This window comes from Terriglobales bacterium, from assembly GCA_035457425.1.
Classification (GTDB): domain Bacteria; phylum Acidobacteriota; class Terriglobia; order Terriglobales; family Acidobacteriaceae; genus JACPNR01.
The window spans coordinates 1-13,622 of record DATIBR010000104.1; the positions used below are offsets into that span (position 1 = coordinate 1).

Below are 13,622 nucleotides of genomic sequence, written 5' to 3' on the forward strand. Positions count from 1 at the left end.
ATGCAATATATCGACGTGGGATTGCACCTGAACGCCAGGGTGCGCTCGCGGGAAGACAACACGGTATGGCTCTCGACCAAGTTCGAGATCTCGGGAGTCGCTGAGCAGGCGGGAGCAGCGAATGGAGGAGCGCCGACGCTACGGACCGTCGAGTACGCCACGCCGGCGGTGGTCACGCTAGGGAAGTCCACGGTGCTGGCGTCGGGCGACGACCTCGGCAGCAAGAAGAAGTTCGAGCTGTCCGTGACGGTGACGAAGCTGAAGTAGGTTGGGTTACTCCAATGGGTTTGTAGAAACATCCCGAGCCCGCCGCGGCGGGCGAGGGATCCCTACTCCAAGACGAATGCCTGCTGAGGACTCAGCAGGCATTTTCGTTCATTGAGATGCTTCGTCGGCCGCCGCGGCGGGCTCCTCAGCATGACACTCACGGAGGAGCATTCCGGCGATAGGGCTCCCTCGCCCGCCGTGGCGGGCGAGGGATGTAGGAAAAAGTCAGAAGCCGGCGACGGCGGGGTCGCCGAGGGCGGAAACCAGCGCCTTCTGGAGCTGGGTCTCGATATCGATGTCCTTGAAGATGATGTAGTCGGCGCGGGCTTCGTGGGCGCTGTCGGCGCCAGTGGCCTTGCCGGCGAGGATGACGATGGGGATGTTGGCGGTCTCGGGGTTCTCCTTGAGGCGGCTGATGAGCTCGGTGCCGTCCATCTTGGGCATCTGCATGTCGGTGATGATGATGTCGGGCGAGAGGTCGCTCATGAGCTCGAGCGCCTGCACGCCGTTGGTCGCAGATTCGACGGTAAAGCCGCGCTCCTCGAGGAAGCGGCACACGGTGTGCCGTATCAGCATGGAGTCGTCGACCACGAGTGCAACCCGGGACATAAAGCTCCTTGGGGGGAGCGGATGACTAGGGGAGAGAGCACGTTAACAAACAGGCGGGCAGGGCGCAACCATTGTTCACGGGTTCATTGGAAAAGCGACCGACGGGCCGAAATGGGCTAATGAGCCAGTGAGCCAGCCGACAATCGAGCGACACCTCAAGCGGCGTCGCAGGAGGGCGTGAGCGTGAGCGGGTTCGATCAGGCGTCGGTGTCAGCGGCAGTCTCTTCGATGGCCATGTCCTTGAACTCGCTGGCTTCGAAGATCTCGCGGCACTCGAGGCACTCGACGAACTCGGAGTCCTCTTGACGAGCCACGATCTGCACGCGCGCGTGGGCGCAGGGCTTATCCATAGGGGTGTCTTTGCGGGTGGAGCTCGCGGGTAGGTGAGGTTGCAGCTGGTGCATATCCGGATCAACGACCGGAAATTGCGGGTATTTTAGCCCCGGCGGGACGCGTGTCAAGCGTCCCAGGGAGAAAAATCACCCCGTGGTCCAGACTAAGGATGTCAGGGGACCGGGCTGAGTTGCGTGAGCGGTGGTTCAGCGTGGATTTAGGGCAGGGGGAGGGGGAAGATGCCCGCCTCGCGGGCGTCGTGGATCTTGATGACCCGGATCTGCGAGAGCGGGTAGCGCGCGATGCCGCGCTCGGCGGCGGCCAGGGCGGCTTCGAAGCCGATGCGGGCGGTCTGTGCGGTCTCGATATAGAGGTAGCGGTTGGAGCCGGGGGCGGTGCGGACGCCGACATAGGCGTGGCCGGGGACAACGACCACGACGGGCTCCATGTCGAGGTTCTCGAACAGGGAGGCGTACATGACGGCGGCGTCGATGCAGTTGGCGGAGCGCTGGGAGAGAGCCAGGCGCGGGGTGCGGACGCGCTCGCTCCAGCCGGCGTTGCCGCCGAAGGTCATCGAGCTTTTCACGTAGGACAGGCCGGAGCTCTGCAGCGCGAGGTAGATGGCGCGCGCCTGCAGGAAGGTGGAGCGCTCCTGCGCGGCGGCCGGCTTGCGGCGCTCGTAGCCCGGCAGGCGCTTGCCGGGCATGTAGTCCTTCGCGCGGGCCAGGATCCGCTCGACCTCGGGATCGTGGGGAGTGACCCAGGAGGCGATAAAGGGCGCGTACTTGAAATCGGTGCCCCAGAACATGTCGGTGACGGCGCGGAGGCGCACGGCCTGGGTGCCGGTGAAGAGCTGGCGGCCGGCCATGTCGGTGACGGTGACGAGCGCGGTGGCGGCGGCGATCTCGTGGTTCTGGTAGAAGCGTGGCAGGAAGGTAGGGGCGAAGAGGTAGGTGCGGCGGTCGCCGGCAGGCATCTCGGCGAGCTGGATCTCTTCATCGCTCCAGCCCGGGACTTTGACGGTCAGGCGGTTGCGCAGGGGCGCGTCGGTGGAGTTGGTGATGGTGACGGCGATGGTGCCCCAGCGGCGCTCGTCGGGCCGCTGCAACGACGCGTAGTTCGCGAACGCGGGGAAGACTTCGCCCTCCAGGCCGGCTTCGATGAGATACGTCGGCGTGGTGCGCGGCGCGGGGCGCGGCGCGGTGCGGACATCCGCGGCGGCGGGACCGGCGGCGGGCGCTGCCGCGCTGGCCGCGTGCGCGAACGGCAGCGCCAGCGAGGCCGCAACCGAAGCGGTCACAAGAATCCGCAGATAAGTGGGGGGCACGAGACGAGATTAGCGGGTCCCAGGGAGAGCGCAATCGAGCGTAAGCCTTAAGCCGGAGAGCGTGCGGACTAAGGGCGGCTCACAGAAAAATACGACCGAAACGGTCGTATCCGGTAACCTGCTCACACACAAAGGGTTACCGTTCAGGTGCGGATTTCCTCCGTTCGCTGCATGGGGTTGCTTATTTCCGCTGCCGGCATCTAAAATCATATACGACCAAATTAGTCGGCTTTCCAGGTGGAGGCCGTCTGTGCAGTCATGCTGAAGCTGACGAAAAAAGCGGACTACGGGCTCATCGCGATGAAGCACCTGGCGGAGCACGGCGGTGCGTCGGCGAGCGCGAAGGAGATCGCGGAGGCGTACGGCATCCCGCCGCAGCTGCTGGCGAAGATCCTGCAGCGGCTGGTGAAGGCCAAACTGCTGGCGTCGCAGCACGGGACGAACGGGGGGTACGCGCTGGCGCGGGACTCGCGGACGATCTCGGCGTTCGACGTGATCAAGGCGATCGACGGGCCGCTGTTCATCACGTCGTGCTTCAAGGGCGCGTGCGACCAGACGCCGACGTGCACGGTGCGCGAGCCGCTGCGCAAGGTCAACGAATCGATCGAAGAGGTTCTGAGCAAGCTGACGCTGTGGGACATGAGCGCGAACGACCCGGCCAGCGCGCTGGTGGCGCTCGAGCAGAAGAGTTTCGAGAAAGTTTAGGAGAACAGGACCGATGAGCACCAAAGTGATCACGCAGACCACGACCCCGGAGGGCGTGAAGCTGCCCATCTACATGGACAACCACGCGACCACGCCGCTCGACCCGCGGGTGCTGGAAGCGATGATGCCGTACCTGACGAACCGCTTCGGCAACGCCGCGAGCCGGAACCATCCGTTCGGGTGGGAGGCGGAGCAGGGCGTGGAGACGGCGCGCGAGCAGATCGCGAAGCTGATCGGGGCGACGTCGAAGGAGATCGTGTTCACCTCGGGCGCGACCGAGAGCGACAACCTCGCGATCAAGGGCGTGGCGTACATGTACCGCGAGAAGGGCAACCACATCATCACCGCGGTCACCGAGCACAAGGCGGTGCTCGACACCTGCAAGCGGCTGGAGAAGGAAGGCTTCCGCGTCACGTACCTGCCGGTGCAGCAGGATGGGCGCATCGACCTCGAGGACCTGAAGCGCGCGATCGACGACAAGACCATCCTGGTGTCGATCATGTTCGCGAACAACGAGATCGGGGTGCTCCAGCCGGTGGAAGAGATCGGCAAGCTCTGCCGCGAGCGCGGCGTGTTCTTCCACAGCGACGCGACGCAGGCGGTGGGCAAGGTGCCGGTGGACGTGAACCGGCAGAACATCGACCTCATGTCGATCTCGGCGCACAAGATGTACGGCCCGAAGGGCGTGGGCGCGCTCTACGTGCGGCGCCGCAACCCGCGCGTGCAGCTGACGGCGATCCTGGACGGCGGCGGGCACGAGCGCGGCATGCGCTCCGGCACGCTGAACGTGCCGGGGATCGTGGGCCTGGGCGCGGCGTGCGAGATCGCGATGAAAGACATGCCGCAGGAGAGCTGCAAGATCGCGGGCCTGCGCAACCGGCTGCGCGACAAGATCATGGCGGAGCTCGACGAGGTCTACGTCAACGGCTCGCAGGAGCACCGCCTGCCCGGCAACCTGAACATCAGCTTCGCGTACGTGGAAGGCGAGTCGCTGCTGATGGGGATCAACGACGTGGCAGTCTCGAGCGGGTCGGCGTGCACTTCGGCGACGCTGGAACCCTCGTACGTGCTCAAGGCGCTGGGCGCGGGCGACGACCTGGCGCACAGCTCCATCCGCTTCGGGCTGGGCCGCTTCAACACCGAGGCGGAAGTGGACTACGTCGCCGCCAAGGTGGTGGACGTGGTGAAGAAGCTGCGCGAGCTCTCGCCGCTCTACGAGATGGCCAAGGAAGGCATCGACATCAGCAAGGTGAACTGGCAGGTCCCGACGCACTAAGACGTGAGTCAAAGCGCGAGCGGTGGACATCAAAACGTTTAGGAAAAGGGGACACACGAGATGGCATACAGCGACAAGGTCCTGGACCACTACACGAACCCGCGGAACGTGGGGTCGATGGACAAGAACGCGCCCGAGGTGGGCACGGGCATGGTGGGCGCGCCGGAGTGCGGCGACGTGATGAAGCTGCAGATCAAGGTGAACCCGGCGACCAACGTGATCGAAGACGCGAAGTTCAAGACGTTCGGGTGCGGGTCGGCCATCGCCAGCTCGTCGCTCGCGACCGAGTGGGTGAAGGGCAAGACCATCGACGAGGCGCTCGAGATCAAGAACACCGACATCGTGAAGGAGCTGGCGCTGCCGCCGGTGAAGATCCACTGCTCGGTGCTGGCGGAGGACGCGATCCGCGCCGCCATCGGCGACTGGAAGAAGAAGCAGGGCGCGGAGAGGCCGGTCCAGACGGCGCAGGTGAAGTAGGAGTCGCCGGCGCCGGCCGCGAAAAGTCATGGCAGAGACGAAAGAACTCGTGAGCATCGGCGGTCCGGCGAAGCCGGAGACCACGGAGAGTTCCGCGCCGGGGGCGCCGCAGCCGGTCCACGTGACGGAGAAAGCGCTGAAGCGCATCCGGGCGGCGATGGCGAAGGAAGGCGTGGACGCGAAGCAGGGCGGGCTGCGCCTGGGCGTGCAGGGCGGCGGCTGCTCGGGCCTCTCGTACAACATCCGGTTCGACACGCAGGCGCGCGAGCGGGACAAGGTGTTCGAGTTCGAGGGTGTGCGCGTGTTCGTCGACCCCAAGAGTTTTCTGTACCTCAGCGGCATGACGCTGGATTACGAAGAGACGCTCATGCGACAGGGTTTCGTGTTCAACAATCCGCACGCGCAGAAGTCGTGCGGCTGCGGCTCGTCCTTCTCGTAAATCGCCCCTTGCAGCGGACGGCGCGCGCCGGCGAGTCGCCGGCGGCAACCCCGGAAAAGTGATGGCGACGGAAGCGACCAACCCGAAGAGTCATGGCCTGCGGCACGGCTGCTGGTCGTGCAAGAATCAGGTCGAGGCGCACTTCTGCGAATCGTGCGGCAAGGTGCAGCCCGCCGAGCCGGTGGACTACTTCCGCTTCTTCGGCCTCTCACGCAAGCTCGACCTGAACGTCAAGGAACTGGAGCGCGACTTCTACAAGCTGAGCCGGCAGCTGCATCCCGACAAGTACGCCAGCGTCAGCGACCAGGAGCGGCAGTGGAGCCTGGAGAAGAGCGCGCGGCTCAACGACGCCTACCGGACTTTGCGCGATCCCATCGAGCGGACGAAGTACCTGCTCGAGCTCGAGGGCATGAAGCTGGAGGAGCAGTCGAGCGCGGCGACGCAGGAAGCGAAGGCGGCGGGCACGGAGAAGAAGCAGGTGGTGCCGCCGGAGCTGCTGGAAGAGGTCTTCGAGCTGAACATGCAGCTCGAGGAAGTGCGGATGGCGAAGAAGAGCGGCGCCGGCAACGTGCAGCTGGCGCTGGAACTTCGCGAGCACAAGGAGAAATTCGACGCGATGCTGGGCGAACTGGAGCGCGAGCTAGCCGGGTACTGGCGGGAATGGGACGCCGCCGACCGGGAAGACAAGGCGAAGCGCGACGAGGTGAAGCAGAAGATGGTGGACTTGCTGAACCGGCGGAGCTACATCCGGAACCTAGTCAGAGATGTGAACGAAGCGTTGGAGGACTGATTGCCAATTGCCAATTGCCGATTGCCAATCTGGACCAATCGGCAATTGGAAATCGGCAATCGGCAATAACGAATGGCAGAAGAACGCATTGTCGGAATAGATCTCGGCACGACCAACAGCCTGGTCGCCTACATGGAAGGCGACCGGCCGGTGGTGATCCCGGGCGAGGACGGGCAGAACCTGGTGCCGTCGGTGGTGGCGCTCGACGAGCGCGGCGAGATCGTGGTGGGCAACCGCGCGCGGCGCTACCTGATCGAGACGCCGGAGCGGGCGATCTACTCGGTGAAGCGGCTGATGGGGCGCGGCATCGACGACGTGCGCGACGAACTGAAGCTCTTCCCGTTCCGGCTGGCGGACGACCTGAAGACCGGCGAGGTGCTGCGCATCAAGCTGGGCGACAAGGAATTCACGCCGCCGGAGATCTCCGCATTCATCCTGCGGCAGCTCAAGCGCAACGCGGAACGCTACTTCGGCGCGCCGGTGACGAAAGCGGTCATCACCGTGCCGGCGTATTTCAACGACGCACAGCGCCAGGCGACCAAGGACGCCGGCCGCATCGCGGGGCTCGAGGTGCTGCGGCTGGTGAACGAGCCGACGGCGGCGTCGCTCGCCTACGGGCTCGACAAGAAGAAGGAAGGCACGATCGCGGTCTACGACCTGGGGGGCGGGACGTTCGACATCTCGCTCTTGCGGCTGCACGAGGGCATCTTCGAAGTGGTCGCGACCAACGGCGACACACACCTGGGCGGCGACGACATCGACAACCTGCTCATCGCCATCGCGGTCGACGACATCTCGGGCGACCTGCGCGTGGATGTGCGACGCAACGCGGAGGCCATCGCGGCGATCCGCAAGGCGGTCATCGAAGCCAAGATCACGCTCAGCTCGCAGGCGAAGGCGCTGATCGACGTCACGCTTCCGGCGGGCGAGTCGCCCGCCACACGATATTCGCGCGAGATCCTGCGCGGGCAGTTCGAGGACCTGATCGCGCCCATCGTCGAGCGGACGATCGGGCCGTCGAAGCAGGCGCTGAAGGACGCGAACCTCCAGCCGGGACAGATCGACGAGGCGGTGCTGGTGGGCGGATCGACGCGCATCCCGCGGGTGCGCGAGCTGGTGAAGAAGCTGTTCGGGCGCGAGCCGCACAGCGAGCTGAATCCGGACGAAGTGGTCGCGCTGGGCGCGGCGGTGCAGGCGAACATCCTGGCGGGCGGGTCGGCGACGACGAAGGACATGCTGCTGCTCGACGTGACGCCGTTGTCGCTGGGCATCGAGGCGCTGGGCGGCGTGGTGGCGAAGATCATCCATCGCAACTCGACCATCCCGGCGTCGGCGGTGGAGCACTTCACGACCGGAGTGGAAGGGCAGACGAACGTCGCCATCCACGTGCTGCAGGGCGAGCGCGAGCTGGCCAAGGACAACCGGTCGCTGGCGCGGTTCGACCTGAAGGGCATCCCGCCGATGGCGGCGGGGCTGCCGCGCATCGAGGTGAAGTTCCTGATCGACGCGAACGGCATCCTGCACGTCTCGGCGCGCGAGCAGCGTAGCGGCAAGGAAGCCGAGATCGAGGTGAAGCCGACCTACGGGCTGACCGACGAGCAGGTCGAGACCATGATCCTCGACTCGTTCGACAACGCCGAGGAAGATTTCCGGCAGCGCCAGGTGATCGAGGCGCGCGTGGAGGCCGACAACATCCTCCACGCGCTCGAAAAAGGGAAGCAGAGCGCGGGGTGGGGCAAGATCACCAGCGACGACAAGAAGAAGATCGCGAAGCTGGAAGCCGCGCTGCGCGAAGTGCAGAAGGGTTCGGACTACCGCGCCATTCGCGACGGCATCGAGGCGCTGAACGTGGCGACCACGCCGCTGGCCGAGCTGATGATGGATACGGCGCTGGAGTCGGCGCTCAAGGGCAAAGAGATGGACAAGACGGAGCTGGGCGAGGGGCCGAGCGCGCCGCATCCGTTCGCGCCGGCGGAGATCACCGAAGCGGGAAAGAAGGGATAGATGGCGGTCGGGAAGAACCCATACATCGAAGAGCCGAAGATCACGCCGGCGACGAAGAAGTACAAGGTCACCTTCATCACCGGAGAGAAGAAGCGCGAGATCGAAGTGGACCCGGCGAAGGTGCCGTACGGCGACCACGGGCTGCCGGGGTCGATCCTCGACATCTCCGAGGGCCACGGCATCGGGCTCGACCACGCCTGCGGCGGCGTGTGCGCGTGCTCCACCTGCCACGTGATCTTTCGCGAAGGCCTCGACACCTGCAACGAAGCCACCGACGCCGAGCTCGACGAACTCGACATGGCGCCCGGCATCACGCCGAAGTCGCGGCTTGGCTGCCAGACGGTGCCGAACGGCGAGAAGGACGTGGTGGTCGAGATCCCCGACTGGAACAAGAACTGGGCCAAGGAGCACGAGTGAACCATTGTCGACTTGTTGACTGGTTCACTGGTTGATTGAAAACCGAAGCTGGCGGTGCGAAACAGAATGGGTCAATGAACCAGTGAACCAGTCAACAATCAGGAGAATGCAGAATGGCGACTGAACTTGCCTGGGAAGACGCGGAAGACATCGGCATTCTCTTGCACGAGAAGTTCCCCACCCTCGACCCGCTGACGGTGCGCTTCACCGACCTGCACCGCTACGTCACGGAGCTGCCCGGGTTCACCGCGGACCCGAAGATGAGCAACGAGGGGAAGCTCGAAGCCATCCAGATGGCGTGGTACGAGGAGTGGCAGGACAGCCAGTAACCCGGGATTCTACTTACCTTCAGGTACTCTGCTTCTCCCCGCGCCATTTTCTGACAACCTCCGGCCGCGCCTAACCCTTCTCACTTAGTACTTCTGTTCCCTGACGCTGCTTCGGAGACGGAGGTCTCTACTATGCTTTGGACGATCACTATCATCCTCTTCCTGCTGTGGCTTTTCGGCATGATCGGGAGCTACACGCTGGGTGGCTGGCTGCATATCCTGCTGGTCCTGGCGATCATCGCGCTGGTCTTCAACCTGGTCAGCGGACGCAGAGTAGTGGACTAGGGGACAGCAATTAGCTATTAGCGATTAGCCACTGCAAGGCAAAGGGCCTGGCGTACGCCAGGCCCTTTTGTTTTCGCTAATCGCTAACCGCTAATCGCTGCCCCTCACACCGCCACGGGCTGGGGCTTCTCGGGCGCGGGGGCCTCGATATTGGCCTCGCGCAGGAACTTGGCAGCTTCCTCGGGCGGGGTGGGGTTGATGTAGAACCCGGTGCCCCACTCGAAGCCGGCCATCTTGGTGAGCTTGGGCATGACCTCGATGTGCCAGTGGTAGTAGTCGTTGTTCGGATCCTGCACGGGCGAGCTGTGCAGCACCAGGTTGTAGGCGGGCGAATCGAGCACGCGGTCCTGGCGGACGAGCAGGTTCTTGAGGGCCTTGGCCAGGTTCTCGTAGAGGTGCGAGGTGGAGTTCTCGAACGCCGACTCGTGCCGCTTGGGCATGATCCAGGTCTCGAACGGGAAGCGCGGGGCGTAAGGCGCGAGCGTGATGAAGTCCTCGTTCTCGCCCACGATGCGCACGCCCGATTCCGACTCCTGCCGGATGATGTCGCAGAAGATGCAGCGCTCCTTGAAGGTGTAGTACTGCTTGGCGCCCTCGAGCTCCTCGACCACCTGGCGCGGCAGGATGGGGAGGGCGATGAGCTGGCAGTGGGTGTGCTCGAGCGAGGCGCCCGCGGCCTCGCCGTGGTTCTTGAAGATGAGGATGTACTTGAAGCGCTTGTCCTGCTTGAGGTCGAGGATACGGTCGCGCCACGCCCAGAGCACGTCTTCGATGCGCTTCTCGGTGAGCATCGCGAGGGTGGAGTTGTGTTCCGGGGTCTCGACGATGACCTCGTGGGCGCCGACGCCGTTCATCTTGTCGAACATGCCCTCGGCCTGGCGGTTGAGCCCGCCCTCGATCATCAGCGCGGGGAACTTGTTGGGGACGACGCGCAGGTTCCAGCCGGGCGTGTCGCGGATGGGATCGGGTGCGCCGTTCTGCTTGGGGCGGTAGGCCATGATCTCCGGCGGCGTCTTGGATTCGTTGCCGTAGCAGAAGGGGCAGAAGCCGCCCTTCATCTTGGTCTGTTCGCGGGCGAAGTCGGTGGGACGCTTGGCGCGGTCGGTGGAGATGATGACCCAGCGGCCGATGACAGGATCTTTCCGTAGTTCAGGCAATGCGAAGTACCCCTCGTGAGAATGGCATCGTGCGATGCTTCGCGAGTCGACAGCGCAGGCTGGGACGCATGTGGGACGCGAATCCTTATTCTACGACAGAGGGAAGGCGTTCTTGAATAAGGTGATGCTCGGAGAGCCGGACTCAGGGCCGTAGTAGACGGTGGCGAGGTCGAAGCGGACGTTGGGGCGGCCGGGGACGCGCTTCAGGTACTCGCGGGCGACGCGGCGCAGGTCGTCGCGCTTGGCTTCGTCGACCGCGACCTCGGCGGGCACAAGGGTGTTCTCGGCGCGGGTCTTGACCTCGACGAAGCAGAGGCAATCGCCGTCCCAGGCGATGAGGTCGATCTCGCTCTTGCGGCGCGGCGAGCGCCAGTTGCGGGCCACCATCACGTAGCCGCGCTCCCGCAGGTAGAAGTAGACCTCTTCCTCGCCCTTGCCGCCGGTGACGAGGTGCGCCGCGCGCCGGGAGTTGGGCAGCAGGCGAGCCGCCGCTGCATCCAGCAGTTTCAACGCGCGGCGTGTGAGGCGTCCCGACATTGTCAAAACATACCGCGGATGAACGCCGATGAACGCGGATTATTTCTGTTGATCCGCGTTCATCCGCGTCGATCCGCGGGAAGGGTTCACTTCTTTTCGACGAGCCCGATGCACTCCTCGAGGATGTCGAGGCCGGCATCGGCCTGTTCCTTGGTCAGGATGAGCGGCGGCGCGATGCGCAGCGTGTTCTCGCCGGCGCCGAGGAAGAGCGCGCCGCGCTCGAAGGCGAGGTCGACGACCTTCTCGCGCGCGTCGTGGGCGCGCTCCTTGGTCTTCTTGTCCTTCACCAGTTCGACGCCGATCATCAGGCCGTAGCCGCGGACGTCGCCGACCATGGGATGCTTCTCCGGCCAGGTGCGCAGGCGCTTCATGATGTGGTCGCCCACGGTGGCGGCGTTCTTGATAGCCGACTTCTCCAGGACGTCGAGGGTCGCGAGCGCCGCGGCGATGCAGACCGGGTTGCCGCCGAAGGTGGAAGCGTGCGAGCCGGGGACCCAGTCCATGATCTCGGCCTTGGAGATGGTGACGCCGAGCGGCATGCCGCTGGCGATGCCCTTCGCGACCGTGATGATGTCGGGCGCGACGCCGGTGTGCTCGATCGCCCACCACTTGCCGGTGCGGCCGCAGCCCGACTGCACTTCGTCGCAGACGAGCAGGATGCCATGGCGGTCGCAGATGGCGCGCAGTTCCTGCATGAACTCCGGCGGCGCGGGCAGGTAGCCGCCCTCACCCTGAAAGGGCTCGACCACGATGGCCGCGACTTCCTCCGGCGGGAGGGTGCGCTTCAGCAGCGTCTCTTCGATGAAGCGCGCGCAGTCGAGCGCGTACTGCCGGGCGTCGGCGCCTTCCGGCCGGTGATAGAGGTCCGGGAAGGGAACGTGGGTCACGCCGGGCATGAGCGGGAAGAAGCGGCGGCGCTGCTGGACCTTCGACGACGTGAGCGCGAGCGAGCCCATGGTGCGGCCATGGAACGCGCCGTAGAAGGCGATGATGTTCTGCCGCCTGGTGTGGTAGCGGGCCAGCTTGATGGCGCACTCCATCGCCTCGGTGCCGGAATTGCCGTAGTAGATCTTGTGCGGCCCGGGCATGGGAGCGACCTGCGAGAGGCGCGCCGCGAGCTGCGGCATGTTCTCGTAGTAGAAGTCGGTGCCGGACATGTGGATGAGCTCGGCGGCCTGCTTCTGGATGGCGGCGACGACCTCGGGATGGCAGTGGCCGGTAGAGACGACGGCGATGCCGGCGGTGAAGTCGAGGAACTCGTTGCCGTCGACGTCTTCGATGACGGCGCCGCGGCCGCGCTTGGCGACCAAGGGGTAGCTGCGGGTGTACGACGGCGACATGTACTTGTCGTCGGCGTCGATGATGCGCTTGGCGTTCGGGCCGGGAAGCTTGGTGCGGAGCTTGGGGCCGGCGGGATTCGTGGTCATGGTGCTTGCCATGGTTGTTCTCCAGGAAAGTTGGGGCGCGTGCGCGCGTGAAGACGTGTCCGCCGGTGGCGGACGCTGCTGGAGGATGGCGGGGGCTAGTCGCCGGCGAAGAGATTGGGGCGCGACTGCGAGGGCAGCGCGTGCATGGCGCAGCGCGGCCGGGCGTCCATCAGGTGACGCGGCGAGATGTGCGGAGCAGTCATCGCAAACCCTGAGCATCATTATAGATGTGAGCCGCGGCCGGCGTAACCCCCTTCCCGCAGGACATGTCCGGCGGGCGCGGCGGAGGGGCTTGTCCTTCCGGGTGGCGGGCTGGGGCTGCCGGAATCTGTCGCGCGCCGCCCCGCCACGGTATCGTTGGCGCTGCCACGGAGTCGGGAAGGAAGGCCGTCGGTATGAAGTCTTCCAAAGTGTTGATGATGTTCGTGCTTTTGGCGGGCGGCGTGGCGGCCGCGCAGGACATCCCGAACTTCGCCCCGCACGCGATGCGGCGCTACCAGGTGGCCGGGCCGGCGCAGGCGCCGGAGTTCTCGAATACGACGTTCCGCGCGGACGAATTCCACGCGTTCCAGACGCCGAGCCGATTCCGCTTCGAGCCGCCGGCGGCTCCGCGCAGCTCCGCGCGCAGCTTTCCGATGCTGAAGACCTTCCAGCGCAACCGGCTGGTGGCGACGCTGGCCGGCAGCGTCCCGGCATTGGCGCGTGCGTTCGACGACGACGCCCCCGCGCAGCGGCGCATCAGCGTGGGCCCGCTCATCGACATTGACGACGCGCGCGTCGGCGTGCGCGTGCGCATCCGCTTCGGCAACTAGTCTCGAAAAACTGCATCTTCGGTCACACGGACTCCGTCTGATACGGTAAGTCCTGTGAGAGCCCTGTGACCGAGCAAGAACGCAAACACCAGTTCCTCATCGCCCTGAACTTCGGGCTGGTGTACCTGCTGTGGGGCTCGACGTATCTCGCCATCCGCATCGTGGTGGAGCACATCCCGCCGGCGATGATGGGCGCGACGCGCTTCCTGATCGGCGGCGCGGTCATGCTGGCGTGGTGCCTGGTCTCCGGGCGCGCCATCAAGCTCTCGGCGCTCGACTTCCGGCGCGTCGCCATCATCGGCGTGCTGCTGCTGGTGGGCGGGAACGTCGGCGTGGCGTGGGCGGAGAAGACCGTGCCCTCCGGCCTGACCGCGCTCATCGTCGCCATCGTGCCCATCTGGGTGGCGGTCATCGAAACGTTCATCCTGAAA

At 65.3% G+C, this 13,622-nt stretch carries 18 protein-coding genes; 12 read left to right on the forward strand and 6 right to left on the reverse strand.

Annotated elements, in window-relative coordinates:
- Nucleotides 1–267, forward strand: a 267-nt coding sequence (locus VLA96_07875; protein HSE49107.1) for a hypothetical protein, incomplete at its 5' end; no start/stop codon positions are given.
- Nucleotides 268–492: 225 nt separating this feature from the next.
- Here the strand turns inward: VLA96_07875 and VLA96_07880 are convergent.
- The 3 genes from VLA96_07880 to VLA96_07890 form a co-directional block, all read right to left on the reverse strand.
- Complete coding sequence (locus tag VLA96_07880; protein ID HSE49108.1) at nt 493–876, reverse strand: response regulator; 384 nt, start codon at nt 874–876, stop codon at nt 493–495.
- A gap of 197 nt (nt 877–1,073) precedes the next feature.
- Nucleotides 1,074–1,226, reverse strand: coding sequence for a hypothetical protein (locus VLA96_07885; protein ID HSE49109.1), 153 nt, complete (start codon nt 1,224–1,226; stop codon nt 1,074–1,076).
- A 200-nt stretch (nt 1,227–1,426) separates the two neighbouring features.
- Nucleotides 1,427–2,509: a hypothetical protein gene (locus VLA96_07890; protein ID HSE49110.1), complete on the reverse strand. Its 1,083-nt coding sequence runs from the start codon at nt 2,507–2,509 to the stop codon at nt 1,427–1,429.
- A gap of 285 nt (nt 2,510–2,794) precedes the next feature.
- On the opposite strand from VLA96_07890, the gene VLA96_07895 reads away from it, so the two are divergent.
- The 9 genes from VLA96_07895 (at nt 2,795) to VLA96_07935 (ending at nt 9,258) form a co-directional block, all read left to right on the forward strand.
- Nucleotides 2,795–3,241, forward strand: a complete 447-nt coding sequence (locus VLA96_07895) for an Rrf2 family transcriptional regulator (protein ID HSE49111.1) — start codon at nt 2,795–2,797, stop codon at nt 3,239–3,241.
- A 13-nt stretch (nt 3,242–3,254) separates the two neighbouring features.
- Nucleotides 3,255–4,517 (forward strand): IscS subfamily cysteine desulfurase, encoded by a 1,263-nt coding sequence (locus VLA96_07900; protein ID HSE49112.1) that lies wholly within the window; start codon nt 3,255–3,257, stop codon nt 4,515–4,517.
- Between the two features lie 60 nt (nt 4,518–4,577).
- Nucleotides 4,578–4,994: a Fe-S cluster assembly scaffold IscU gene (gene iscU / locus VLA96_07905; protein ID HSE49113.1), complete on the forward strand. Its 417-nt coding sequence runs from the start codon at nt 4,578–4,580 to the stop codon at nt 4,992–4,994.
- Between the two features lie 28 nt (nt 4,995–5,022).
- Nucleotides 5,023–5,433 carry an iron-sulfur cluster assembly accessory protein gene (locus tag VLA96_07910; GenBank protein ID HSE49114.1) on the forward strand — a complete coding sequence of 137 codons (411 nt, stop codon included), beginning with the start codon at nt 5,023–5,025 and terminating at the stop codon, nt 5,431–5,433.
- A gap of 61 nt (nt 5,434–5,494) precedes the next feature.
- The gene (gene hscB / locus VLA96_07915; GenBank protein HSE49115.1) at nt 5,495–6,223 is read left to right on the forward strand and encodes a Fe-S protein assembly co-chaperone HscB; all 729 of its coding nucleotides are present in this window, start codon (nt 5,495–5,497) and stop codon (nt 6,221–6,223) included.
- 72 nt (nt 6,224–6,295) lie between these two features.
- Nucleotides 6,296–8,227, forward strand: a complete 1,932-nt coding sequence (hscA, locus tag VLA96_07920) for a Fe-S protein assembly chaperone HscA (GenBank protein HSE49116.1) — start codon at nt 6,296–6,298, stop codon at nt 8,225–8,227.
- Complete coding sequence (locus VLA96_07925) at nt 8,228–8,644, forward strand: 2Fe-2S iron-sulfur cluster-binding protein (GenBank protein HSE49117.1); 417 nt, start codon at nt 8,228–8,230, stop codon at nt 8,642–8,644.
- A 113-nt stretch (nt 8,645–8,757) separates the two neighbouring features.
- Nucleotides 8,758–8,973 carry a Fe-S cluster assembly protein IscX gene (gene iscX, locus VLA96_07930; protein ID HSE49118.1) on the forward strand — a complete coding sequence of 72 codons (216 nt, stop codon included), beginning with the start codon at nt 8,758–8,760 and terminating at the stop codon, nt 8,971–8,973.
- 132 nt (nt 8,974–9,105) lie between these two features.
- Nucleotides 9,106–9,258, forward strand: a complete 153-nt coding sequence (locus tag VLA96_07935) for a lmo0937 family membrane protein (protein ID HSE49119.1) — start codon at nt 9,106–9,108, stop codon at nt 9,256–9,258.
- Between the two features lie 104 nt (nt 9,259–9,362).
- Here the strand turns inward: VLA96_07935 and galT are convergent, their stop codons facing one another.
- The 3 genes from galT to VLA96_07950 all read right to left on the reverse strand — a co-directional run bounded on the left by galT (nt 9,363) and on the right by VLA96_07950 (nt 12,391).
- Complete coding sequence (galT, locus tag VLA96_07940; GenBank protein ID HSE49120.1) at nt 9,363–10,415, reverse strand: galactose-1-phosphate uridylyltransferase; 1,053 nt, start codon at nt 10,413–10,415, stop codon at nt 9,363–9,365.
- Between the two features lie 90 nt (nt 10,416–10,505).
- A complete protein-coding gene (locus VLA96_07945; protein ID HSE49121.1) occupies nt 10,506–10,925 on the reverse strand; it encodes a YraN family protein in 420 nt (139 codons plus the stop codon).
- A gap of 113 nt (nt 10,926–11,038) precedes the next feature.
- Nucleotides 11,039–12,391, reverse strand: a complete 1,353-nt coding sequence (locus VLA96_07950; protein ID HSE49122.1) for an acetyl ornithine aminotransferase family protein — start codon at nt 12,389–12,391, stop codon at nt 11,039–11,041.
- A 383-nt stretch (nt 12,392–12,774) separates the two neighbouring features.
- Between VLA96_07950 and VLA96_07955 the strand changes: the two genes are divergently transcribed.
- Together VLA96_07955 and VLA96_07960 are read left to right on the forward strand one after the other, a co-directional pair.
- On the forward strand, nt 12,775–13,191 hold the full coding sequence (locus tag VLA96_07955) for a hypothetical protein (protein HSE49123.1): 417 nt from the start codon (nt 12,775–12,777) through the stop codon (nt 13,189–13,191).
- A gap of 65 nt (nt 13,192–13,256) precedes the next feature.
- A partial coding sequence (locus VLA96_07960; GenBank protein HSE49124.1) for an EamA family transporter occupies nt 13,257–13,622 on the forward strand: 366 nt, incomplete at its 3' end.